Here is a 22,674-nt window from a genome sequence, read left to right on the forward strand (position 1 = left end):
CAATGCAAGGAGAAATGAACCATGAAATTTACGATCGTAACGGGACTTTCCGGCGCGGGCCGATCTTCCGCCCTTCGTCGCTTAGAAGACCTTGGATACTATTGTGTGGATAATTTGATGCCCGAGCTGATCCCTCAGTTCGCGCGTTTGTGTATGCAAAGCCAGCATATCCGCGACAAAGTCGCGGTCGCAGTCGATACGCGTATGGGCGATTTTTTTGATTCGATCTATACGACGATCGACGAACTGAAGTGCATGGATCTTGACCTTGATATCCTGTTTTTGGACGCTTCTGACGCTGTTTTGGTCAAGCGCTTTAAGGAAGTGCGGCGCAAGCATCCCGTTTCGGGCAGCGGCGAGATCCTCGCCGGGGTACATCTCGAGCGGCGCAAGCTGCAACAGATCAAGGACATGGCGAACCACGTCATCGATACATCGTCTTATAACGTTATGAAGCTGCGCCAGATGATCGATATGATGTATGCGGAGGAGGGCGAAAAAGGCCTGCTCGTTTCCATCATTTCCTTTGGCTACAAACGCGGCATCCCGCTCGACGCGGATATGGTGTTCGATATGCGTTTCATCCCCAACCCGTTTTATGTGGAGGGGATGCGCCACCATAGCGGTCTTGAGCCTGATGTGCGCGACTTTGTACTTTCGTTTGAACCGACGAAATTCTTTTTGGATGAACTGATAACCATCGTTGAAAAACTTGCCCCCTGCTTTATCAGCGAAGATAAAAACCAGCTTGTGATCGGCATTGGTTGTACGGGCGGTATGCACCGCAGCGTCGTGATGGCGGAGGAGCTGTTTCGCCTGCTTTCCGACCAGGGGCTGCGCGTCACGCTTGAGCACCGCGACATCAATTTGGAAAAAAACCGCTGAGAGCAACGGAGGGTGCTTATGTCTTTTTCGTCGACCGCCAAGGATGAGATCTGCACGCTGCAGGTGACGGACGATTGCTGCGTGATGGCGGAGTTGTGCGCGCTGACGCTTGTATGCGGAAATTTGAAGATCAATTCTTCTGGTGTGCACATTCACTATAATACGGAAAATATGGCTGTCGCCAAACGGATATACGGGACGCTTACACGCGTGCTAAAAATCGACGCGGATATACAGGTGAAGGACAATCTCCTCAAAAAGAAGCATTCCTACACCATTGCCGTTGATAACGCGATGCTGCTGCTGTCCGTGCTCGGCTTGGAAGGCAACCTGCTTTCGGACGCCGTGCCGCCCGCCTATATGCTGGAAAAGGAATGCTGCGGTATCTGTGTCCTGCGCGGCGCATTTTTGGGAGGCGGAACCGTATCCAACCCCAAAAAGAATTATCATCTGGAATTTGTATTGAATTCGGAGGCCTACGCCAATGTACTCTGTAAATTACTCAAAAACAATCAGATTCAGGCAAAAACTATTCCCAGGAAGCAAAACTTTGTGGTATACTTAAACGAAGGGGACAGCATTGCCGCTTTTCTTGCCCTCGTTGGCGCATATTCTTCTATCCTGAATTTTGAAAATGTGCGTATCCTAAAAGAAATGCGTAACAACGTGAACCGCGCTGTCAACTGCGAAACGGCAAACATCAATAAAACCGTGAATGCCGCGATGACACAGGTGAGCAACATCCGCCTGATCGATCAGCATATCGGACTTGAAAACTTAAGCGATACGCTGCGCGAAGCGGCGGAGATGCGCTTATCCCACCCGCAGGCAACGCTGCAGGAATTGTGCGAGCTGAACGGGACGACCAAATCGGCAATGAACCACCGTCTGCGTAAATTGAACGCGATTGCGCAAGACTTAAATGGCAACTGACCAAACGACTGGCTATTCCACTACGGCAAAGGATTGCCGTCCATCACAGCAAGGAGGTTTTGATATGATTTACAAAGAATTGGTGATTTCCAACAACGATGGTTTGAAGGCAAAGGCTGCGGCGAGTTTTGTACAGGTCGCGAACCAGTTCGACGCCCAGATCCTGATCGAGTTCTCCAACAAAAAAATCAACGCAAAAAGTATTATGGGACTTCTTTCGCTGGGGGTGAAATCCGGCGAGTCCATCTATGTATTTGCGAACGGCGCGGATGAAAAGGAAGCGATTGAGGCGCTCGGTGAGCTGGTTGACAATAATTTCGGCGAATAAAAAGGCATAATAAAAACGGTACAACGCGGGTTGTACCGTTTTTTTGTACTTATTTGCTGTATTGCCCGTTGTCGTGCATGATGTGCCACTGTACGCCGAATTTATCGATCACCATGCCATAAAGCCCGCTCCAGAAGGTTTCCTGAAGCTCCATCCCGACCGTTCCGCCCTGCTTCAGCTCGTTAAACAACCGTGTTACCTCCTGCTTATCCGTTTCGCTTAGTGTAAGCTGGACATTGTTTCCTTTTACGCATTGCATGTCCGAGGAAAAATCCATGAACATTACTTTGCAATCCCCGATCAACAGTTCCGCATACATGATGCGCTCCTTGTCCTTTTCGCTGGTATCCCCGCCCGGCGCATCGCCATACGTCATGAGCTGCGGATCGCTGATGCCGAATATCTTTGCGTAAAACTCAACTGCCTCGCGGCAGTTGCCGTCAAAATTTACAAATACACTGAATGTCATAGTCTGTTCTCCTTTTTATTTAGTATGCTTCTTATACCACACAAACGCGGGCGTAAAACATCATTCTTTTTCCTCTGGATGGAAATGCCGGTATACGGTCTGTGCAACACTATGCGGCACGCCCTTGACGGCCTTCAAGTCCTCAAGCGGCGCTTCTTTTATCCGCTTTACACTGCCGAAAGCCTTGAGCAGCGTTCGCTTCCTTGTATCGCCGATGCCTTCAATTTGATCGAGCTCCCCCGTATGGTGCCGCTTTTCACGCAGCTTGCGGTGAAAAGTGATCGCAAAGCGGTGTGCCTCGTCCCGTATGCCTGTGACCAGCCGAAACTCCGGGCTGCCCACACGCAGCAATATGCTCTCGTCTTTGCCGGGCACAAATATCTCTTCCTGTTTTTTTGCCAGACTTACGATGGGGATGTCGTCGCATCCCAACGCGAACAACGCGTCGCGCGCCGCACTCAGCTGCCCTTTGCCGCCGTCTATGATGATGAGATCGGGCATAGGCAAAAAGCTTTCGTCCCCTTGTATACCGCGCATCAGCCTGCGTTCCAGCGTCTCGTTCATGGACGCAAAGTCGTTCGCACCCTCAAATCCTTTGATCTTGAAGTGCCGGTACTTCTTACGGTCGGGCTTGCCGTCCGTAAAAACGACCATCGAGGATACGTTGTTCGTGCCTTGCGTGTTGGAGATATCGTAGCACTCGATGCGTTCCGGCGCTTCCGGAAGTCCCAGTGCCTTTGCGAGATTGCCTGCCGCCGCCTGCCGCTGCTTTTTCGCGCCTTCTTTTATTTTGACCGCGTCGCCTGCGTTTTTGCGCGCAAGCTCGGCCAGCTTGCGGTTGTCGCCGCGTATGGCCTCCATGATCTCTACCTTTGAACCGCGCTTTGTGCCCAGCCACTCTTCAAGCAACTCGTGGTCGTCCGGCCGCGGCAGCGTATAGATATGCTTGGGGATGCCGCTCTTATCGGCATAATATTGCTGCAAAAATTCGCGCATCATTTCACCGAGCGGTTCGCCCTGATAGTCCATATAATACTTCTGCGCAAAATTCAGCTTGCCGTCACGGAACAAAAACGCCTGTACCACAGCCGTTTCCAGCCCCTTTTCGATCGCAAACACGTCTTTGTCGTTTAGGTTGGGGAATCCTGCGCGCTGCTTTTCGCGGATACGGTCAATGAGCGCAAGCCTGTCGCGCAGCAAAGCGGCCTGCTCGAAGTTCAGCTCCTCCGCCGCCTTTTCCATCTTGCGGATCATATCTTTTTTGAGCGCTGTATTGTTGCCCGAGATCACGCTGATGACCTCTTTCACCAGCTCCCCGTATTCCTCTTTAGAGACCTTGCCCGTACACGGCCCGATGCACCGCCCCATCTCGTAATTGAGGCACGGGCGCTCTTTCCGCGCGATCATGCGCGCGATGTCGTTGTTGCAGCTTCTGAGCGGATACAGCCTGCCGATCTGGTCGAGTACGTCGCGGATGATGTGCGCCGCAATAAACGGCCCGTAATATTTTGCGCCGTCGTCCTTTACTTTCCGTACCACGGTAAAGCGCGGAAAATCCTCCCGCAAATCTACGCGCACATACGGAAAATGCTTGTCGTCTTTTAACAGGATATTATAATACGGGCGGAATTTTTTGATCAGGTTGCATTCCAAAATAAGCGCTTCTAGCTCTGTGTCCGTGATGATATACTCAAAATCGTCAATATGCGAAACCATCGCAGCGACCTTGACATATTTCTGCGCTTCCTTGCGGAAATACTGGCTGACGCGGTTTTTTAGCACCCGCGCCTTGCCCACATATATGACCTTGCCATCCTGATCGCGCATGATGTATACGCCCGGATTGTGCGGCAGGTTTTTGATCTTCTTTTGCAGTTTTTCGTTCATCAGTATCCTAAATCGATCGCTTCGCTCAATATCTGGCCTGCAAGTGGGGTCGCGTAGGCGGAACCAAAGCCCGCGCCCTCACCAAGCACCGCGATTGCGAGTGGATGGTTTGCATCCTCCACAAAGCCCACGAACCACGAATGGTTGTCCGTCTCTCCTGTATCCTGGTTTACATACTCCGCCGTCCCCGTCTTGCCGCACACTGTTACGCCCGATACATCTGCCTTTGTCGCCGTACCGCTTGCAACCGTCTGCCGCATATACTCTTCAATGGTCGAAGCAACACTTGCGGACGCCACCGTCCTGAACTGTGTGGGCGTATAGGTGTAGGCGCTGTTGCCGCCGTAACGCACGTCAAGCAGCGTATTCGGCTGCATCATGACCCCGCCGTTGGCAATGCCTGCGGATATCATCATATTGTGCATGGGCGTCAGCAGGTCGTGATATTGCCCGATCCCTGCCCACGCAAGGTCGCCCTTGTTGCCGGAAACCTCGAACACGCTGTTGTTGAGACGGAAATCCGGAAACTTGAAATTGTAGTTGAATCCAAACTCGTCCGCCGTTTTGAGCATCGCGTCGTCGCCGACCTTCACTGCCAGCTCTCCGAAATAGATATTACAGGATTTTTCGAACGCCGACGCAAGATTAACATGGCCATGCCCGCCCTCCTTGGGGCAGGTGACCTTTTGTCCCTCGATGATGGCGCTGCCCGTGCAGTCTATCTCCAGGTCTGTCACGCCGTTTTCGATCGCTGCCGCAGTGGTAACGATCTTCATTGTCGAGCCGGGCGGGTATAAGCCCTGCGTCACGCGGTTTACAAACTTGGAGCCGCTTTCGTCCGTGTCCTCTTTTACCGTATACGGGTCGAACGTCGGCTTGCTGACGCTCGCCAGTATCTCACCCGTTTTATAGTTCATGAGCACCACAGCACCGTCTTTGTCCATATTATCATAGATATATTCGTTCAGGTTTGCGTCGATCGTAAGGTATACGTCGCCGCCCTTTTTGCCGCTTTGAACGCTGGCAAATTTATCCGCGATGTTCTGGTCGTAGCCATACAAATACTTTGCGAAATATGTTTCCGCGCCCAGCGTGCGCCCATAGATGTCGCCTACGATGTGGCTGACCGACCGCCGCATATCTTCACTTTCGGCATACTTGCGCGTATCGCCCTCTGAATAAGCCAGCACGACCCCGTTGCGGTCGTAGATGCTGCCTGCGTCCGCTACGTTGTTCTTGGATGCGATCCGCGGGTTAAACGGCGTGGTGAACCACTGGTCGCCGTATGCTACCGTCGAATATAGCAAATACGAGCCCAGCAGCACAAACAGGCAGCAGAACACAGCCAGCATGGCGCGCATGTTTTTCTTGACGTCTGTTTTCTTTTTCACTGCACCGCGCCCCCCATCTCTGCAAGCTCCGCTTCCTCGTGTTCCCCGTTTTTGAGCGCAACGCCTTCTATGATGCCAAGCTGCATCATAGACGCGACCATAGAGCTTCCGCCCGCGCTTACGAACGGCATTGTGATGCCCGTTAAGGGGATCAGCTTGATCACGCCGCCGATGATGATGAAGCTTTGCAGCGACAGCATGACCGTCGCGCCGAAGACCAGTAATTTATCGAACGTCGTGCGCGCGTCCATCGCGATGAGGATACCCCGAATGATGAATACAAGGTACAATGCGATGATCGCGATTGCGACGATAATGCCGAATTCCTCTGAAATGGCGGCAAAAATATAGTCGGAAGTGCCCACAGGGATCACCTCCGGCATACCGAGCCCAAGCCCCGTGCCAATGAGCCCGCCGCTTGCGATGGCAAGAAGCCCCTGCACGATCTGGTAGCCTTTGTCGTTGTACGTCGCCCACGGATCCTGCCACACCTCGACACGTGTCTTGACGTGGTCGAACATCTGGTAGCTGAGGAAGGCACCGCCCGCAAACGCGCCTAACGCCCCGAGCGTTATGGCAACGTTGCCTGTGCCGACATAGAACACGATCAAAAACGTGCCCGCAAACAGCAAGGCCGCGCCTAAGTCTTTTGACAATACCAAAATGCCCACGCACGCGATGGTAAACACAAAATACGGCCACATATCCCGCTTACGGTTTTTGGACGACAGGAAGTATGCCGTCACGATCAAAAACAGTATCTTGGCAAATTCGCTTGGCTGTACGCTGATCCCGCCGATCTTGAGCCAGTTTTTCGCGCCGCCGATCGTGCTTGCGAGCACCAGTGTCAGCGCCAGCATACCGACCGCAAGTATCATAAAGACCCAATTGGCTTTGCCAAAATCGTGCGCACGCTTTATGACGAGCATCACGATCACCATTGCGACGTTGCCGATCAATATCCACATGAACTGCTTCATTGCGACGTCCGGATCGAGGCGGTAAAGGATCACGATGCTGATGATGCACAAAAAATCCGCGATCAGCAGTGAAAAACGCTCGACGTGTTTGAATATCTTGCGCAGGATATTGTATTGCAGGATGATGAACACCGCAAATATCCCGCCGACCAGAATGGCCTGCATGTCAAAAGAACCGCCGGCAAATGAAAGAAGCACCATACCGGACAGCAGAAATAATATCATGAATGTGCGCACGATCCCCGCGCCGTATCTTTTAATGATCATTGCCTATCCTCGTTCTCTTGAAATAAATACGCATACTTATGTCGCCAAAGGAAAGCTTGTCCCCTGTTTTCAGCTTGTGCGTATTGATCGCGCGGCGGTCGTTGATCTTTGTTTCCGTCCTGTTTTCCGGCTTCACGTAATATTCATCGTCTTGTGCAAAGATCACCGCGTGCCTTGGCGCAACCGTTCTGTCCGGCAGGACGATATCGCAGCTTCCGGCGCTGCCGATGCTGTTTTGCTCCGTCAGCCCGAAGCGGTCGCCGATAAATTCCTCCGGCCCCGCAATGATCTGCATGTATCCGCCAAACTGGCCAACCTGTGTCATGACCTGCTTTTTTTGCTGGTATTCCTTATACGAAATATAGATCACCGCAATCAGTATCACAAGCACCAGGGCAATAAACCAATAGCGCATCGCGTATGAGGCGACCTCAAAAGCTTGTTCCATACCTGTCTCCTAAATCGATTCTACTGTTCTTTTGACGCAGATCATGATGGGAAGGTTCCCTTTTAAAATCTGCTGCTGCCGACAAGCCTTGCCCGCAACGCTCCGTAGTACCATTGCGACGCCTTGGAAAACAGCCAGTCGTAAAGCAGAAAAATGAGTTCCCCCGCGATCACGAGACCCCACCACGGGATATTGAACGGGATTTGGGCAATCATCCATCCATCGGTGAAGAAGTACATGAGCGCCGCGCATACATTGAAGTAAATGAGCTTCATGATGGTTGCGCCCGCACCCTGTTGATTGCCATCCACATAAAATTTAAAGATACCGTAATGCCCGAAAAAGAACAAATAGGGCAGCATGCCGAGCTTTACAGGTACGATCAAAAAACCGAGGAACAGCACGACCGCAAACGTCACAAACGCCATTACTGTCATGCGCTCCATCATGATCCCCATCATAAAGATCGACGATATAAAATAAAATGTGATGCGAAGCGCGGGCAGCACATTGGCCAGATAGACACACAGCAGCGTGAGCGCCGCGAACATGACCACCAGGCTCCCCTTACCGGAGCTTCGCTTGTATCCTCTTCCACTGACCATTATCTATCCCCTAACAACAACAGAACATACCGCGCCCGCAGCACAGGCTCGCCCCTGCACACACGCATATCCCGCACGGAATGCACATTTTTCCGTTCATTTGTATGCCGCCTTCGGGCATATCTCCAAAATCCATATACGATCCGGCCGTCTGCGACATTGCGCGCATCGCGTTTTCGTATTCTTTGTTTCCCGGCTCCATCTGGTATGCACGCGTAAAATGTTCCGCCGCGCCATCGTACCAGCCTCTGCGCATCAGCACGATACCCATTAAAAAGTGCCATTCCGCCGGACGCTCGCTCATGCGGTTGAGCATTGCTTCCGCTTCGCCGATCGCACCACGCTGGATGGCCGCGCGCACAGAAGCGAACTCAGGTGTATTGCTCCACTGGTAGTTGCCCTGCTTGACCTTGGTGATCATATCATATGCCGCATTCACCTGCTTCAGCTTCTCGCTGGCAGCCGCCTGTTTTTGCGGATCGTTTGCAAACCTGTCCGGATGGTATAACTTGACAAGCTTCCGGTAAGCCGCCTTGATCTCTGCGTCCGTGGCGTTTTCCGTAACGCCCAGTACCTCGTATGGGTTCATCAAAATCCCTTTCGTTTATCTTACCTGTGCAGTCATCCTCGGCTCGCCGTCTACGATACGCTCCGTCTGCTCGCGCAGCCCCAGATAAATGATATTCTGCAACAGTTCCTTATTCTTTTTCAGTGTAAGCCTCTCAAGTGCCTGTGACGCCTGCGCCAACGAATACTGCAGGCTGCGCAGTATTTCTTCCTTCGCGGTTTGCGTCCGCTGCCTGTACTTGTATAGGTAGACGTTGTATTCCCCCGCTGCCGCGTCCTTTTCCCAGTCCTCTGCCGCGTCGATCAGATATACCCAACGTCCGAGGCTGTAGCCAAGGTCGTACAGCACATGCGACTGAAGCACGTCCGCGTCCTCAAACACTGTACCGAGAAGCCGCGCATATGTATCCGCAACGGCGTCCGTACTGGTGGTCTTTTCTTCTTCCAGGCGGTGTAACTCATCGATCGTCCCCGCCGCTACCTCCGCGATATGCGGATGTTTTTCCGCCGCTTTATGGTAAGCCTTTTTTAAAAATGCCTGCACAAGCCTGCCTTTTCCTTTGTCGTGCACGTCGTCTTGCGCCTTGCAGTACGCCATCAGGATGTTGACATCCGCCGCATACGCTGCCGCATCCGAAACAACCTTCTGCCTCTTTTCAAAGGGATGCAGGCCGCATTTGCACGGTTCGACCGCCGTCGCGTCTTCGCGCAGGCTGTCCGCAAGCAGATATAAAAACACGCTGTCAAAGTTGAGCACTGCCGTTTTTTTGTAGCCACTTTTTAAGGCCTTGCACAGCCCGCAGTAGTACGCGCGGAACAATTCATACTCACGCACCTTGAGCTCGCACACCTTTGGCACGATATATCCAAACATACAGGTATTATATCATCAAACACCGCCTCTTGCTATGATTCCCACAAAAAAAGGCCTTCATCCACACGATAAAAGCCCAATTTTTATACTTTGTTAACATTTCCAGCTTTCTTGGCGCAAAGCCGATCTTCTTCTGCACTTTATAAAGCGTTTTGCGCGCCGTTTGCGATGCTTTTTCCGCATTCTGCGTCATCACCTGCTGCAGGAACGCTTTGTCGCCCCGCACCTCGGCATACCTCTTTTGCAGCGGCGCAAGCTCTGCGATGACCGCTTCCGCCACGCGCTGCTTGAGTACCCCGTAGCCCTGCCCGGCAAATTCCTGCTCGGCCTGCGCAACCGTTTGGCCGGTGATCGCCGAATAGATGGAAAGCAGATTGGATACGCCCGGCTTTTCGTCGGCAAAGCGTATTTCCCCGTCGCTGTCCGTCACCGCGCGTTTTAATTTGCGCGTGATCACCTCCGGCGGATCGAGCAACGCAATGGACGCGTTTTCGTTCTCGTCGGATTTGGACATTTTCTTTTCCGGCTCCTGCAGGCTCATGATCTTTGCGCCCGCCTTGGGGATGTATGGCTCTGGCAGCGTAAAAACGTCTCCGTAAAGATTGTTGAGGCGGATCGCCAAATCACGCGTCAGCTCCAGATGCTGCTTCTGATCTACGCCCACGGGCACAAGGTCTGCCTGATAGAGTAAAATATCGGCCGCCATCAGCGCCGGATAGGTAAGTAACCCCGCGTTGATGTTGTCGCCCGCCTTCGCACTCTTTTCCTTAAACTGCGTCATGCGCGAAAGCTCGCCCATGTACGCGAAGCAATTGAGTATCCACGCAAGCTCTGCGTGCTCCGGAACATGCGACTGCATATATAGAATATTTTTATCCGGATCGATGCCCGCCGCGATCAGGATAGACATCACGTCGAGCGTGCGCTTCCTGAGCTCCGCCGGCTCCTGCCGTACCGTGATCGCATGCATATCGACCACGCAATAATAACAATTGTATTCCTCCTGCAGCGCCGACCAGTTTTTGACCGCGCCCAGATAGTTGCCGAGCGTCAGGTCTCCCGACGGCTGTATCCCGCTGAAGATCGTCTTTTTATTCTGCTCCATCCGTTCAGTCCCCCATGCGGCGCAGGAAAGCCCTGACCGCTGTGATCAAATCGTCTTTGCCTACGCACCCGTCGTGCATGACCGGTTTCTCGCACAACTCGCTTATCTGCGGCGGGATCTGCGTGTCTGTCGCCTGCGAGAGCTTTTCCGCAGCCGCAAAAGCGTCCGGCTCTGTCTCTCCTGTGACGCAGCGCAGCACGTCCTGTGTGAATTTATACGGGTTTGCCGTGGAAACCACCACGCTTACCGCATCATCCCCCGTCGCCTGCTTATATTTTTCATAGACACACTGCGCGACCGCCGTATGCGTATCGATCAGGTAACCGTATTGTTCAAAGGTGCTACGTATCGCCTCTGCTGTCTCCGCTTCGTCGCAGAAATCAGCATAGAAAAGCTCGCTTAGCTGCTGCTTCGCACGCTGCGGTATCTCGTACATCCCATTGTCTTTGAGTGAATCCATCCACTGCGTGACGACTGCCTCGTCGCGTCCGGCGATCTCGTACAGCAGTCGCTCTAAGTTGCTTGAGATCAGGATATCCATAGACGGCGACATCGTCTTGTGAAACGTGCGGTTCGCGTCGTATTTTCCCTGCTGAAAAAAGTCCGTCAGCACATTATTGTGATTGGATGCGCACACCAGCTTGCCGACAGGCAGTCCCATACGCTTTGCATAGTAGGCGGCAAGGATATTGCCGAAGTTGCCCGTAGGCACGACAAAGTTCACCTTCTGCCCTTTTTCGATCTTTCCGTCGGCCATAAGCTTTGCGTAGGCGTATACATAATACGCCACCTGCGGGATCAGCCTGCCGATGTTGATGGAATTCGCGGAGGAGAACGTATACCCTGCTTCTTTTAACAACTGTTTGAGATCGTCGTTTGCAAACAGCTCCTTTACGCCCGTCTGTGCATCGTCAAAGTTCCCTTTCACGCCGCAAACGCTCAGGTTTGCTCCTTCCTGCGTCACCATCTGCAGCCTTTGCATGGTCGCAACGCCGTCCGCCGGATAGAACACCAAAATCGCCGTACGCGGTACGTCTTTAAAGCCTTCCAGCGCCGCCTTGCCCGTATCGCCGGACGTGGCGGTCAGTATCAGTACATTTTCCTGCTGATGGTGGATGTCGAGCCCTACGCGAATGAGACGCGGCAGCACCTGCAGCGCCATATCCTTGAATGCAAGCGTCGGCCCGTGCGAAAGCTCCATCACGTATTCCCTGTCTGAAATCTGCTTTAGGGGAACGACCCGCGTATCGTCAAACGACGCATATGCCTGCTGGGTCACCGTGCCAAGCGTATCTTCCGGTATGTCAAAGAAAAGCCCCAACACTTTTGCAGCCAAAATATCGTATTCGTGCGCCGCGTATCCCGCCATTTCGTCAAGGTCTATCTGTGGAAATGTTTCCGGCACAAACAGGCCGCCATCTGCGGCGATCCCTTTTAGCACAGCCATTGTCGCGGGAATCTTTTCCCCGTTTCCGCGCGTACTCATTACCTGCATAGTCTAATTACTCCTTTAAAAGCAAACGTTAAGCTGGCTGCATACTATGCACTCAGCTTAACGTAAAATTCCCATTCAAAATACGGGGAGATCCCCCGGCAAGCTACCCTTTTGTTAAACCCTCAGATGATGTAAGGTTTGAGGAAATCAGGCGCTTCGCTTGGGTCTGCACTGATGATGATCACAGCTTTGCAGTCGTTCTTTTCGCAAAGCGAGCTGATCTTGTCCATCAGGCCCTTTAATTCTGTCACGTCCATTTTTACGATTTTCAGAAACGCATCGATAAAGATCGCTTCGATATCGTAATTCTGCGATACCATCCCGCACAGCATTCCGTAAAGCGCGTCACCCGACTCGATCCCGAAATCTTTTACATCCACAAAGCGCGCCTGATGCGCCACATCGTACATATAACGTTTGTCGTCGTCGATAAAAACGACTTCACCTTTTGTGGAGTTGAGTTCCGCGTTCGCAAGGTCGATCAGTCTTTTTGTTTTGCCGCTGCCTTTTGGTGCGTAGATTAGTTGTATCATGATAAAGACCCCCTTTGTTTATTGTTACGTTACGCTTAATCATATTATAATATATTACGATTCTTTTATCTACCTGTAAAATGATTATTTTTACGCCGGTAAGAAAAAAGCGCATACAGGATGCGCCTTATACCATTACTTTTTGATCAGACTCTTGCCTTCCATTTCCACTGGCTGTGGCAAACCCATCAGGTCGAGCATCGTTGGAGCGAGATCGGCCAAAATTCCGCCGTCGCGCAAAGAATCTGCCTGATGCGCCTTGCTCACCAATATACATGGCACAGGATTGGTACTGTGCGCCGTGAACGGTCCGCCCGTCACAGGATCGATCATGATCTCTGCATTCCCGTGATCCGCAGTGATCAGAACATCACCGCCCACGGAAAGGATCGCATCCACGACTTCCTTCACGCATTCGTCGACCGCCTGTACGGCAGCTACCGCAGCTTCCATAATGCCCGTATGCCCTACCATATCGCAGTTCGCAAAATTGAGCACCATCACGTCGTACTTTTGGGACTTGATCTTCTCTACCGCCTGTTTGCACACCTCCGGCGCGCTCATCTCCGGCTGGAGATCGTATGTCGCGACCTTGGGCGACGGGATCAGGTATCGATCTTCACCTTCGTTTGGCTGCTCTACACCGCCATTGAAGAAAAATGTAACGTGCGCATATTTTTCCGTCTCAGCGATGCGGAACTGCTTTTTGTTGTTTTTGGCGAGATATTCGCCCAGCGTATTTTCAAGTACCTGCGGCTTATATGCTACATGTACATTTTTGAACGTCTTATCATATTGCGTCATGGACACAAAACACGTCGGAAAATAGTCGCGGTCAAATCCTGTGAAGTCTTCGTCGATGATCGTCCTCGTGATCTCACGCGCACGGTCAGGACGGAAGTTAAAGAAGATTACCGAATCGTCTTTTTTGAGCTTTGCGACCGGTTCGCCGTTTTGTGTGATGACCGTCGGTTTGACAAACTCGTCATATTCCTTCTTGTCGTAGGAATCCTGCATTGCGCTGACCGCATCCGGTGCATTAAGCCCTTCGCCTCTCACGATCGCGTCGTACGCAAGCTTCACGCGCTCCCAGCGGTTGTCACGATCCATCGCATAGTAGCGACCCATCACGGTGGCGATCCTGCCCGCGCCGATTTCCTTGATCTTTGCTTCGAGCTGCTCGATAAAGCCCTTGCCGCTGTCAGGCGCAACATCGCGCCCGTCCATCAGGCAATGGATGAACGTTTTATCGCCAATGCCGTTTTCCTTGGCAAGCCGAAGAAGCGCATACAAATGCTCCTGATGGCTGTGCACGCCGCCACTGGAAATAAGCCCTAATAGGTGCAGCGCACCGCCGTGCTTCTTCACATTTTCGACTGCGTCCATGAATTCTTTTTTGCTGAAGAAATCACCGTCAGCGATCGATTTTGTGATACGCGTCAGTTCCTGATAGACGATCCTGCCCGCGCCGATATTGAGATGTCCGACCTCGGAGTTACCCATTTGCCCGTCCGGCAGTCCTACCGACATGCCGCTCGCGCCGAGGCTCGTATGCGGATATTCTTCCATTAATTTATTTAAGTTCGGCGTACCTTCCGCGCAGATCGCGTTGCCCGCGTTGCACGCATCGAGGCCAAACCCGTCCATAATGATCAGTGCTGTAAAAGCCATTCGTTATTCACCTGTTTTCTTTAGTAATTGACGACCTTGGAGAAGTCCTCGGCCTTCAGCGAAGCACCGCCAATGAGGCCGCCGTCGATGTCGCTCATACCCATCAACTCTGTTACGTTCTTGGGATTCATGCTTCCGCCATACTGTATTCTTACCTCATTTGCAGCATCGCCAAACACTTCTTTGATTGCCGCTCGGATTTCTCCTATCGTATTGTTTGCGTCTTCGCTTGTCGCCGTTTTTCCCGTTCCGATCGCCCAGATCGGCTCGTATGCAACAACGACTTTGGCAATGTCGCCCTGCGCTACATTAAGAAGCGCCAGCTTCGTCTGCTTCCTGACCACTTCCGCTGTCACGCCGCTCTGCTGTTCTTCCAGTTTTTCCCCTACGCATACGATGGGCGTAAGACCCTTTTCGAGCGCCTTCAAGACCTTGAGGTTGACTGTCTCATCTGTTTCTGCATAGTATTCACGGCGTTCCGAGTGCCCGATGATCACATATTTTACGCCGAGGTCAAGCAGCATATCCGCCGACACTTCGCCGGTGTACGCGCCGCTGTCGTGGTAATCCATGTTCTGTGCACCGAGCGCAATATTGCTGCCCGCAAGCGCCTGTGCTGCCGCCGCAAGATCGGTCGCCGGCGTGCATACCACTACTTCTGCCTGTGCCGAAGCCACCAGCGGCTTTAATTCGCCGATCAGCGCCACAGCCTCGCCGGGTGTTTTGTTCATCTTCCAGTTTCCTGCAATAATTGGTTTTCTCATTGTATCTCCCCTTAAAAATATGAATATTTTTGAAAAGGACGGATATCATCCGTCCTTTTATTATACTAATGCTATTGACCGCTATTTATCGTTTAGCGCCGCTACGCCCGGCAGCTCTTTGCCTTCGAGGAATTCGAGGGACGCGCCGCCGCCTGTTGAGATGTGCGACATCTTATCTGCAAAGCCAAGCTTTTTGACTGCCGCAGCACTGTCGCCGCCACCAATGATCGTCGTCGCCGACGCTTCAGCCAGTGCTTCCGCCACCGCTTTCGTTCCGCCCGCAAACGCCGGTATCTCTGCAACGCCCATCGGCCCGTTCCAAATCACTGTTTTTGCACGCTTGATCTCGTTTGCAAAAATAATCCTTGAAGAAGGCCCGATATCAAGCGCCATCATGTCCTGTGGAATGTTGTCGACCGGTACGACATGTGCTTCCGCTTTTGCGTCGAGCTCTTTCGCGACTACGAAATCGGAAGGAAGCATGATCTTGATCCCTTTTCTGTTTGCCTGCTCCATCAGATCGAGCGCCAGACCAAGACGTTCGTCGTCCACTAAGGACTTACCCATTTCATAGCCCTGCGCCTTGACGAACGTATTCGCCATGCCGCCGCCGATGATAAGGCCGTCGACCTTGGAAAGAAGATTTTCGATCACGCCGATCTTATCGGACACCTTTGCCCCGCCCAGGATCGCGATGAACGGACGCGCCGGATCTTCCAATGCTTTGCCCATGAAGGAAAGCTCTTTGCCGATCAGGTATCCCGCTACTGCCGGCAGATATTCCGCAACGCCCGCTGTCGAAGCGTGCGCCCTGTGCGCTGTACCGAAGGCATCGTTCACAAAGATATCGCCAAGGCTTGCCAGCTCTTTTGCAAAAGCTGCGTCGTTTGCCGTTTCTTCTTTGTGGAAACGCAGGTTCTCAAGCAGCACGACCTGGCCATTTTCGATCGAATCTACCGCGTCTTTCGCGTCTTTGCCTACGCAATCTTTTGCGAACACGACCTTTGTGCTGAGAAGCTCAGACAGGCGCTTTGCAACGGGCGCAAGAGAAAATTCGGGCTTTACTTCACCCTTCGGACGTCCGAGATGGGACATCAGTACTACTTTCGCACCCTTATCAATCAAATATTGTATCGTCGGAAGGGCCGCCTGGATACGCGTTTCGTCTGTGATTTCACCATTCTCGTCGAGCGGAACGTTGAAATCTACGCGCACAAGCACTCTTTTTCCGGCTACGTCGATATCTTCGATCGTCTTTTTCATATCAGTACTCCTTTAAATTTGAATAATCGCATACAAATATATTCTAATCAATTTGGCCGTAATAAGCAAGCATAAGTTAGGACTATTGTATGTCTCCCCGCAGCGCGAGCGCCGCAATATTCGCCGCGTGATCGGCCACCCTCTCGCACATCGTGATCAGGTCTGTGAACAGTGTGCTCGCGCTCGCCGTACATTCTCCCCTTTGCAGGCGCTTGACATGGAGCTTCTTGATCTTTGCCTCATAGACGTCGATCTCGTCCTCGATCTCCATGATGCGCTTTGCGTATTCCAGGTTGTTGTCGCGCATCATATCACGCATCATAGAAAATTGTTCATTGAGCTTTTTGCCCATGAATTCGATCTCGGCCACGCCTTTTTTAGAAAGGTTGATTTTTTTCTCCAGACGCGTCGCGGCAAGATCCGCCACGTTTTCGGCAATGTCGGAAATACGCTCGATGTCCATGATCGCATGCAGCATACCCGTTACGGTACGCGAGTCTACCTCCGAAAGCCCGGTCTGGCTGATGCGCGCCAGCTCGTCCGTGATTTCGTGGTTTAAGAAATTCACGACTTTTTCGTTTTCCATAACCTCGTCGATCATCTTTTCGTCGCCCACTACAAAGCTCTTAAGCGCAAGGTTGAAGTTTTCACCTGCGATGCGCGCCATACGCGCGACCTCAAGGATCGTCTGGCCGACCGCAACCGGCTGGCTGTCTGCATTTTTATCGATATATTTGAGTTTTCTCCCTTCGAGCTTCTTGTCTTCCCCACGGATAAAGAAGCAGGCCACCTTTGCCAAAAGCTGCGGACAGCCAATAAAGATGAATGCGTTTACCACATTAAAAAACGTATGGAAGTTCGCCATTTGGCGTACCGGCTCTCCGGGCGTCCACGACTTGATCCAGTCTACAATAGGCAGGATTTGCATCGCCCCCATAAAGATGAGCGAACCCAAGACATTGAAAAGCAAAAGCGCGATCGCTGTACGCTTTGCCGTTTTTGTACCCGAAAGGCTGGCAAGGATCGCCGTGACACACGTACCGATGTTGAGGCCAAGGATCACGTATACCGCAGAATCGAGCCCCATTGCCCCCTGCATGGCGAACGCCTGGATGATGCCCATCGTAGCGGAGGAGCTTTGGATGATCGCCGTGACCGCAAGCCCTGCGAGGATGCCCAGCCACGGCTGCTGGAAGGAAGCCAGCATATCGATGAACGGCTGGTATTCGCGCAGCGGCGCTACCGCGCCCGACATGATCTCCATGCCGAACATCAGGATGCCCAATCCGCCGATGATCTCGCCGATCCTGCGTATCTTGCGTTTCTTGATGAACAGCATCATCAGCACGCCGGCAAACAGTACGATCGGTGCAAATTCCGTTACCTTAAGTGCTACGATCTGCGCCGTGATGGTCGTACCGATATTCGCGCCGATGCCCACGTTGATCGCCTGAATCAGCGACATCAGCCCTGCGTTTACAAAACCCACGACCATGACTGTCGTCGCGGACGAACTCTGGATGACGGCTGTCACCCCCGCGCCCAGTCCAAGCGCACCAAAACGGTTTTTGGTCATGCGCTCAAGCCCTGTCCTCAGCTTATCGCCGGCTGCTGCCTCCAGCCCGTCCGACATCAACTTCATGCCGTACAAAAAGAGCCCCAGCCCGCCGACAAGCATCATGATACCCCAAAAATCCATACCTATCCCCCAATACTTCAAGCGTAAAAACTTTTATTCCAAGGGTTTAACCCTATTTCATACAAAAATAATCATTTTGGCGCAACGCTTCATACACGCCCACACATACTGCGTTCGAAAGATTTAGGCACCGCTGCCCCTCCTGCATGGGAATGCGCACCGCGTGGTCGCGATGCTGATCAAGCAGCTCTTTGGGAAGACCCTTCGTTTCTTTTCCGAACATCAAATAACAGTCCCCGCCATAGCTCGCTTCATTAAAGTTTCGAGATGTCTTAGACGAAAAATACCAGCATTCCGCCGCCGGGTTTTGTGCGTAGAACTCTTCTAAGCTGTCGTACATATGCAGCTCGAGGTCTTTCCAGTAATCGAGCCCCGCACGCTTTACCTGCTTTTCACTGAGCGAAAAACCCATCGGCCCGATGATGTGCAGTACGCTGCCCGTAACGACACACGTACGTGATATATTTCCTGTATTTTGCGGTATTTCCGGCTCTAGCAGCACGACATGTATCGCCATTTCTTTCTACGCTCCAAAAACAAACTTGTCGATCGCCTGGGCCACGCCCCCGGAAAGCACATCCGCCGTCACATAATCCGCAACGTCCATCGCCTCTTTCATGGAATTGCCCATCGCTACGCCGACCCCTGCCGTCCTGATGATGTCCACATCATTGCCGCTATCGCCGATCGCCATCGTTTCTGAAAGATCAAACCCATAAAAATCGGCCAGCTTTTTGAGCCCGCTTCCTTTGGATGTACTGCAGCTATTGAATTCCAGATTCGCATGGTCGCCTCGTACGACTGAAAATTTGTCCCTGAATTGCTCCGCCATTTCGTGCAGCGTCGCGATATCCTTATCTTCGCGCGCCCAGATCAACACTTTCTGGATCTGCTTCCCCTGCAGCGCATCGAACACTTCTTTGTCGTTTTCCCCGATATACGCCGGGCAGTCGCCCATGTAGCCAAAATCCCACCGTTCCTTGAGCGTTGGGAACGAATCTCCTTTTGTATGGTAGATCAGGTTGTCCGCCGAGATATACCGGCTGAGCGGCGTATCGCGGAAGCATTCAAAAACTTCCTTTACATTCTCGACCGGAATATCGTCCATGTAGTAGGTCTTTTCAAAGGAGCGGATGTCCGCGCCGTTGATGGAGATGACCGGCTCTGTGATATCGAACATATCGAGCCACCGCCGCGTCAAGTTAAAGAGCCTGCCTGTGGCGAGCGTCACCTTCACGCCTGCTTCCTGCGCCCTGCGTACCGCGTCCGCGTCAACATCCGACGTATCCGAATAAGCGTCCTTTACAAGCGTCCCGTCGATATCCATTGCCAATAGTTTTATTTTCTGCATTCTTTCACAAACTCCGCTATTCTCTTCATTGCCTCTTTTAAGTTCTCCATTGACGACGCATACGAGCAGCGCATAAAGCCTTCGCCCGCCGCGCCAAACGCCGTCCCCGGCACGCACGCCACATGCTTTTGCGCGATCAGCTTGTGACAAAACTCCTCCGACGTCATGCCCATTCCAGAAATATTGGGGAATACGTAAAACGCGCCCTTCGGCTCAAAGCACGAAAGCTCCATCTTTTTGAACGAATTATATACAAATGTCCGGCGGCGGTTGTAATCCGCGACCATTTTGCCGACCTGCGCAAATTCCGTATCCATCTCATGCCGCAGCGCTTCCTCGCCCGCGTGCTGGCTGGCGGTGGGCGCACACAGCATAAAATATTGATGTATCTTGACCATAGCCGCGATCATATCCTCCGGCCCTGCGGCATAACCTAGGCGGAAGCCCGTCATTGCAAACGCTTTGGAAAAACCGTTGATTACCACTGTACGCGCATACATGTTCGGCAAGGACGCAATAGAACAATGCCGCTGCCCGTAGGTAAGCTCCGAATATATCTCGTCCGAGATGACGAACAGATCGTGCTTTTCAATGATGCCTGCGATCGCCTTAAGCTGTTCTTCAGTCATGATCGCGCCCGTCGGGTTATTGGGATATGGCAGGATGATCGCCTTCGTTTTATTTGTGACCGCGCTCTCTAACGCCTGCGGCGTTACGATGAACGCGTCGCATTCCTTCGTCTCGATAGGAATCGCAACACCGCCCGCAAACGTCACACCGGGCATATAGGAAACATACGAGGGCGCGGGAACGAGTATCTCGTCGCCCGGCTCGATGACCGAACGAAACGCAAGGTCGAGCGCCTCGCTCGCCCCTACCGTCACGATCGTCTGCGACTTCCAGTCGTATTGCGTGTCATACCGGCTGTCAAGATACCGCGCGATCAGCTTCCTGAGCGCCGGATTGCCATGGTTTGACGTATAATGCGTATAGCCGCGTTCGATGGACGATATTGCCGCTTCGCGCACGTTCCACGGCGTTACAAAATCTGGCTCGCCGACCGAAAGTGAGATGATGTCCTTCATTTCGCTTGCAATATCAAAAAACTTCCTGATTCCGGACGGCGGCATTTCTTCTACAGTTTTCGCTATAAAATTTCTCACGGGGTGACCACCAATCTTTCATCCGTTTCGTCGCCCACCAAAATAACGCCCTGCTCCTTATACTTGCGCATAATGAACACCGTTACCGTACGCGTGACCCCGTCGATGACCGCCAGCTTTTCAAATACAAATTTTGAAATATCTTTCATGCTGCGGCTTTTGATGCGAACACATAAGTCATATGTCCCTGCCATCAGGTACACCGCGCGCACCTCCTCAAAACGGTATATCCGCTTTGCGAGGTCGTCGTATCCATAATCGCGCTGCGGCGTTACTTCCACTTCTATGAGCGCTTCCGCGTCTTCTTCGTCAGAAACGATCTCGCGGTTTATGAGCGCGCTGTATTTCACAATGGCCTGCTGTTCTTCCAGCTCGTCAATCGTTTTCTGTACCACGGCGGCGGGGGCGTCTAACATCATGGCAATCTCTTCTGCCGTTGTTTTTGCGTTATCTTCCAAAATATCCAGGATTTCCAGTTTTAAATCTCTTTCCATGACAACCTCCAAGAAAACAATAATTAGGGATATTATAACACGATTTGCGTTGTACGTTCAATAAATTCGTTGTACATGTTTGAGGGATCGATCTGTAAACAAAAAGCCCCGCCATTAGCAGGGCTCTTTTTATTCAATCACTTCTTTTATATCTCTGCCCGGTGTGCGCACAACGCCACATACGCCTTGTAATCCGCGCCCTTGACGATGATCTCCAGCTCGTTGTCGCCAAACGACGTGGTGCGTCCCTCCGCATATTGCCTGTCGACCTCGTCTTTGATCTTTTGCACCAGAGTGGACTTCTTGTCGATCTTCTGGTCTCCGTCCAGCTTGAAATGCGCGTTTATCCAGTGCGCAATGCCCGCAAGGCCGGAATGCTCACCGATCACGACTGCGACCGGACGGCCGAGGATCTTATCTGTATTGAAGATATTATAGATCTGCTCGTCCTTCAAAAGTCCGTCCGCATGGATGCCCGCGCGGGTGGAGTTGAAGTTCCTGCCCACAAACGGCGTACGCGGATGGATGTCATATTTCAGCTCTTTCTCGAAGTAGTCCGCGATCTCGGTGATCGCCCGCAGATCCATGCCGTCCTGCGTTCCTTTGAGCTGTACGTATTCAATTGCCATCGCCTCGATCGGGCAGTTGCCTGTCCGCTCCCCGATGCCGAGCATCGAACAATTGACGGACGACGCACCGTAAAGCCATGCTGTCGACGCGTTGCACACGACCTTATAAAAATCGTTATGCCCGTGCCATTCGAGAAGCGAGGACGGAACATTTGCGTAAAAGCGCAACCCGTAGACGATGCCCTGCACGCTTCTTGGCAATGACGCGCCCGGATAGGTCACGCCGTAGCCAAGCGTGTCGCACATCCTGATCTTGATCGGGATACCTGTTTGCTCGCGCAGCTCCATCAGCGCCCGCGCGAACGGTACGACAAACCCGTAAAAATCGGCGCGCGTGATATCCTCAAAGTGGCAGCGCGGAACGATGCCCATATCGAGCGCGTCTTTGACCACGCCAAGATATTTGTCGAGCGCCTGCCCCCTCGTCAGGCCCATCTTATTGAAAATATGGTAGTCCGAGCAGGAAACGAGGATACCCGTTTCGCGGATGCCCATGTCCTTTGCCATCGCAAAATCTTTTTTATTGGCACGTATCCACGTTGTGATCTCTGGGAATTCGTAACCGAGCGCCATACATTCTTCAAGCGCCTTGCGGTCTTTGTCCGTATATACGAAAAACTCGCTCTGGCGGATGATGCCCTTTGGCCCCGAAAGCTTGTGTAGCAATTTATAAAGGTCTACGACCTCCTTGACCGAAAACGGCGTACGCGCCTGCTGTCCGTCACGAAATGTCGTATCCGTGATCCAGATGTCCTCCGGAAAGTGCATGGGCACTGTCCTGTGGTTGAACGTGATTTTCGGCACCTGATCGTAATCGAACATATCCTCGTACAGGTTTGCCTTTTCCACATCCTGCAAGGTATAGTTATCGTC

General features: G+C 52.3%; 23 protein-coding genes. 3 read left to right on the forward strand and 20 right to left on the reverse strand.

The window, feature by feature from the left end:
• Positions 1 to 21: 21 nt before the first annotated feature.
• From rapZ to VB081_RS02295, 3 genes are all read left to right on the forward strand, one after another.
• Positions 22 to 885: an RNase adapter RapZ gene (rapZ, locus tag VB081_RS02285; RefSeq protein WP_323399234.1), complete on the forward strand. Its 864-nt coding sequence runs from the start codon at positions 22 to 24 to the stop codon at positions 883 to 885.
• A gap of 18 nt (positions 886 to 903) precedes the next feature.
• The gene (whiA, locus tag VB081_RS02290) at positions 904 to 1,818 is read left to right on the forward strand and encodes a DNA-binding protein WhiA (protein WP_323399235.1); all 915 of its coding nucleotides are present in this window, start codon (positions 904 to 906) and stop codon (positions 1,816 to 1,818) included.
• Between the two features lie 64 nt (positions 1,819 to 1,882).
• On the forward strand, positions 1,883 to 2,146 hold the full coding sequence (locus tag VB081_RS02295; protein ID WP_323399236.1) for an HPr family phosphocarrier protein: 264 nt from the start codon (positions 1,883 to 1,885) through the stop codon (positions 2,144 to 2,146).
• A 49-nt stretch (positions 2,147 to 2,195) separates the two neighbouring features.
• Here the strand turns inward: VB081_RS02295 and VB081_RS02300 are convergent, their stop codons facing one another.
• The 20 genes from VB081_RS02300 to VB081_RS02395 all read right to left on the reverse strand — a co-directional run bounded on the left by VB081_RS02300 (position 2,196) and on the right by VB081_RS02395 (position 22,659).
• Positions 2,196 to 2,615, reverse strand: a complete 420-nt coding sequence (locus VB081_RS02300; RefSeq protein ID WP_323399237.1) for a VOC family protein — start codon at positions 2,613 to 2,615, stop codon at positions 2,196 to 2,198.
• 60 nt (positions 2,616 to 2,675) lie between these two features.
• Positions 2,676 to 4,502, reverse strand: a complete 1,827-nt coding sequence (gene uvrC / locus VB081_RS02305) for an excinuclease ABC subunit UvrC (RefSeq protein WP_323399238.1) — start codon at positions 4,500 to 4,502, stop codon at positions 2,676 to 2,678.
• The gene (locus VB081_RS02310; RefSeq protein ID WP_323399239.1) at positions 4,502 to 5,893 is read right to left on the reverse strand and encodes a peptidoglycan D,D-transpeptidase FtsI family protein; all 1,392 of its coding nucleotides are present in this window, start codon (positions 5,891 to 5,893) and stop codon (positions 4,502 to 4,504) included. The genes uvrC and VB081_RS02310 overlap by 1 nt, the downstream gene beginning before the upstream one ends.
• Entirely contained in the window at positions 5,890 to 7,140 is a 1,251-nt protein-coding gene (locus VB081_RS02315; RefSeq protein ID WP_323399240.1) for an FtsW/RodA/SpoVE family cell cycle protein, read from the reverse strand. Before VB081_RS02315 ends, VB081_RS02310 begins: the two co-directional genes overlap by 4 nt.
• Positions 7,130 to 7,588 (reverse strand): FHA domain-containing protein, encoded by a 459-nt coding sequence (locus VB081_RS02320; RefSeq protein ID WP_323399241.1) that lies wholly within the window; start codon positions 7,586 to 7,588, stop codon positions 7,130 to 7,132. The genes VB081_RS02315 and VB081_RS02320 overlap by 11 nt, the downstream gene beginning before the upstream one ends.
• 62 nt (positions 7,589 to 7,650) lie before the next feature.
• Positions 7,651 to 8,193 carry a hypothetical protein gene (locus VB081_RS02325; protein ID WP_323399242.1) on the reverse strand — a complete coding sequence of 181 codons (543 nt, stop codon included), beginning with the start codon at positions 8,191 to 8,193 and terminating at the stop codon, positions 7,651 to 7,653.
• A gap of 10 nt (positions 8,194 to 8,203) precedes the next feature.
• Positions 8,204 to 8,782, reverse strand: coding sequence for a J domain-containing protein (locus VB081_RS02330; RefSeq protein ID WP_323399243.1), 579 nt, complete (start codon positions 8,780 to 8,782; stop codon positions 8,204 to 8,206).
• A gap of 15 nt (positions 8,783 to 8,797) precedes the next feature.
• Positions 8,798 to 9,634 (reverse strand): DUF5685 family protein, encoded by an 837-nt coding sequence (locus VB081_RS02335; protein ID WP_323399244.1) that lies wholly within the window; start codon positions 9,632 to 9,634, stop codon positions 8,798 to 8,800.
• A 7-nt stretch (positions 9,635 to 9,641) separates the two neighbouring features.
• The gene (gene trpS / locus VB081_RS02340) at positions 9,642 to 10,739 is read right to left on the reverse strand and encodes a tryptophan--tRNA ligase (protein ID WP_323399245.1); all 1,098 of its coding nucleotides are present in this window, start codon (positions 10,737 to 10,739) and stop codon (positions 9,642 to 9,644) included.
• Between the two features lie 4 nt (positions 10,740 to 10,743).
• Entirely contained in the window at positions 10,744 to 12,234 is a 1,491-nt protein-coding gene (gene thrC, locus VB081_RS02345; protein ID WP_323399246.1) for a threonine synthase, read from the reverse strand.
• Between the two features lie 122 nt (positions 12,235 to 12,356).
• Positions 12,357 to 12,767 carry a hypothetical protein gene (locus tag VB081_RS02350; protein ID WP_323399247.1) on the reverse strand — a complete coding sequence of 137 codons (411 nt, stop codon included), beginning with the start codon at positions 12,765 to 12,767 and terminating at the stop codon, positions 12,357 to 12,359.
• Between the two features lie 135 nt (positions 12,768 to 12,902).
• Positions 12,903 to 14,438, reverse strand: coding sequence for a 2,3-bisphosphoglycerate-independent phosphoglycerate mutase (gpmI, locus tag VB081_RS02355; RefSeq protein ID WP_323399248.1), 1,536 nt, complete (start codon positions 14,436 to 14,438; stop codon positions 12,903 to 12,905).
• A gap of 20 nt (positions 14,439 to 14,458) precedes the next feature.
• The gene (gene tpiA / locus VB081_RS02360) at positions 14,459 to 15,202 is read right to left on the reverse strand and encodes a triose-phosphate isomerase (RefSeq protein WP_323399249.1); all 744 of its coding nucleotides are present in this window, start codon (positions 15,200 to 15,202) and stop codon (positions 14,459 to 14,461) included.
• A gap of 81 nt (positions 15,203 to 15,283) precedes the next feature.
• On the reverse strand, positions 15,284 to 16,465 hold the full coding sequence (locus VB081_RS02365) for a phosphoglycerate kinase (protein WP_323399250.1): 1,182 nt from the start codon (positions 16,463 to 16,465) through the stop codon (positions 15,284 to 15,286).
• A gap of 82 nt (positions 16,466 to 16,547) precedes the next feature.
• The gene (locus VB081_RS02370) at positions 16,548 to 18,164 is read right to left on the reverse strand and encodes a Na/Pi cotransporter family protein (RefSeq protein WP_323399251.1); all 1,617 of its coding nucleotides are present in this window, start codon (positions 18,162 to 18,164) and stop codon (positions 16,548 to 16,550) included.
• Positions 18,165 to 18,216: 52 nt separating this feature from the next.
• A complete protein-coding gene (locus VB081_RS02375) occupies positions 18,217 to 18,681 on the reverse strand; it encodes a tRNA (cytidine(34)-2'-O)-methyltransferase (protein ID WP_323399252.1) in 465 nt (154 codons plus the stop codon).
• A gap of 6 nt (positions 18,682 to 18,687) precedes the next feature.
• Complete coding sequence (locus VB081_RS02380) at positions 18,688 to 19,515, reverse strand: Cof-type HAD-IIB family hydrolase (protein ID WP_323399253.1); 828 nt, start codon at positions 19,513 to 19,515, stop codon at positions 18,688 to 18,690.
• Positions 19,503 to 20,678: an aminotransferase class I/II-fold pyridoxal phosphate-dependent enzyme gene (locus VB081_RS02385; RefSeq protein WP_323399254.1), complete on the reverse strand. Its 1,176-nt coding sequence runs from the start codon at positions 20,676 to 20,678 to the stop codon at positions 19,503 to 19,505. The genes VB081_RS02380 and VB081_RS02385 overlap by 13 nt, the downstream gene beginning before the upstream one ends.
• On the reverse strand, positions 20,675 to 21,172 hold the full coding sequence (locus VB081_RS02390) for an Lrp/AsnC family transcriptional regulator (protein WP_323399255.1): 498 nt from the start codon (positions 21,170 to 21,172) through the stop codon (positions 20,675 to 20,677). The genes VB081_RS02385 and VB081_RS02390 overlap by 4 nt, the downstream gene beginning before the upstream one ends.
• A gap of 146 nt (positions 21,173 to 21,318) precedes the next feature.
• A complete protein-coding gene (locus tag VB081_RS02395; protein WP_442872695.1) occupies positions 21,319 to 22,659 on the reverse strand; it encodes a 2-isopropylmalate synthase in 1,341 nt (446 codons plus the stop codon).
• Positions 22,660 to 22,674 lie beyond the last annotated feature (15 nt).

Origin of the sequence: Christensenella sp., from assembly GCF_034927525.1 — a bacterium.
In the GTDB taxonomy this organism is placed as follows: domain Bacteria; phylum Bacillota; class Clostridia; order Christensenellales; family Christensenellaceae; genus Christensenella.

What these genes read in the sequence shown, in the direction of transcription:
- rapZ (WP_323399234.1), top strand. Translation starts at nt 22, where the DNA reads ATGAAATTTACGATCGTAACGGGACTTTCCGGCGCGGGCCGATCTTCC.
- whiA (WP_323399235.1), top strand. Translation starts at nt 904, where the DNA reads ATGTCTTTTTCGTCGACCGCCAAGGATGAGATCTGCACGCTGCAGGTG.
- VB081_RS02295 (WP_323399236.1), top strand. Translation starts at nt 1,883, where the DNA reads ATGATTTACAAAGAATTGGTGATTTCCAACAACGATGGTTTGAAGGCA.
- VB081_RS02300 (WP_323399237.1), bottom strand. Translation starts at nt 2,615, where the DNA reads ATGACATTCAGTGTATTTGTAAATTTTGACGGCAACTGCCGCGAGGCA.
- uvrC (WP_323399238.1), bottom strand. Translation starts at nt 4,502, where the DNA reads ATGAACGAAAAACTGCAAAAGAAGATCAAAAACCTGCCGCACAATCCG.
- VB081_RS02315 (WP_323399240.1), bottom strand. Translation starts at nt 7,140, where the DNA reads ATGATCATTAAAAGATACGGCGCGGGGATCGTGCGCACATTCATGATA.
- VB081_RS02320 (WP_323399241.1), bottom strand. Translation starts at nt 7,588, where the DNA reads ATGGAACAAGCTTTTGAGGTCGCCTCATACGCGATGCGCTATTGGTTT.
- VB081_RS02325 (WP_323399242.1), bottom strand. Translation starts at nt 8,193, where the DNA reads ATGGTCAGTGGAAGAGGATACAAGCGAAGCTCCGGTAAGGGGAGCCTG.
- VB081_RS02330 (WP_323399243.1), bottom strand. Translation starts at nt 8,782, where the DNA reads ATGAACCCATACGAGGTACTGGGCGTTACGGAAAACGCCACGGACGCA.
- VB081_RS02335 (WP_323399244.1), bottom strand. Translation starts at nt 9,634, where the DNA reads ATGTTTGGATATATCGTGCCAAAGGTGTGCGAGCTCAAGGTGCGTGAG.
- trpS (WP_323399245.1), bottom strand. Translation starts at nt 10,739, where the DNA reads ATGGAGCAGAATAAAAAGACGATCTTCAGCGGGATACAGCCGTCGGGA.
- thrC (WP_323399246.1), bottom strand. Translation starts at nt 12,234, where the DNA reads ATGCAGGTAATGAGTACGCGCGGAAACGGGGAAAAGATTCCCGCGACA.
- VB081_RS02350 (WP_323399247.1), bottom strand. Translation starts at nt 12,767, where the DNA reads ATGATACAACTAATCTACGCACCAAAAGGCAGCGGCAAAACAAAAAGA.
- gpmI (WP_323399248.1), bottom strand. Translation starts at nt 14,438, where the DNA reads ATGGCTTTTACAGCACTGATCATTATGGACGGGTTTGGCCTCGATGCG.
- tpiA (WP_323399249.1), bottom strand. Translation starts at nt 15,202, where the DNA reads ATGAGAAAACCAATTATTGCAGGAAACTGGAAGATGAACAAAACACCC.
- VB081_RS02365 (WP_323399250.1), bottom strand. Translation starts at nt 16,465, where the DNA reads ATGAAAAAGACGATCGAAGATATCGACGTAGCCGGAAAAAGAGTGCTT.
- VB081_RS02370 (WP_323399251.1), bottom strand. Translation starts at nt 18,164, where the DNA reads ATGGATTTTTGGGGTATCATGATGCTTGTCGGCGGGCTGGGGCTCTTT.
- VB081_RS02375 (WP_323399252.1), bottom strand. Translation starts at nt 18,681, where the DNA reads ATGGCGATACATGTCGTGCTGCTAGAGCCGGAAATACCGCAAAATACA.
- VB081_RS02380 (WP_323399253.1), bottom strand. Translation starts at nt 19,515, where the DNA reads ATGCAGAAAATAAAACTATTGGCAATGGATATCGACGGGACGCTTGTA.
- VB081_RS02390 (WP_323399255.1), bottom strand. Translation starts at nt 21,172, where the DNA reads ATGGAAAGAGATTTAAAACTGGAAATCCTGGATATTTTGGAAGATAAC.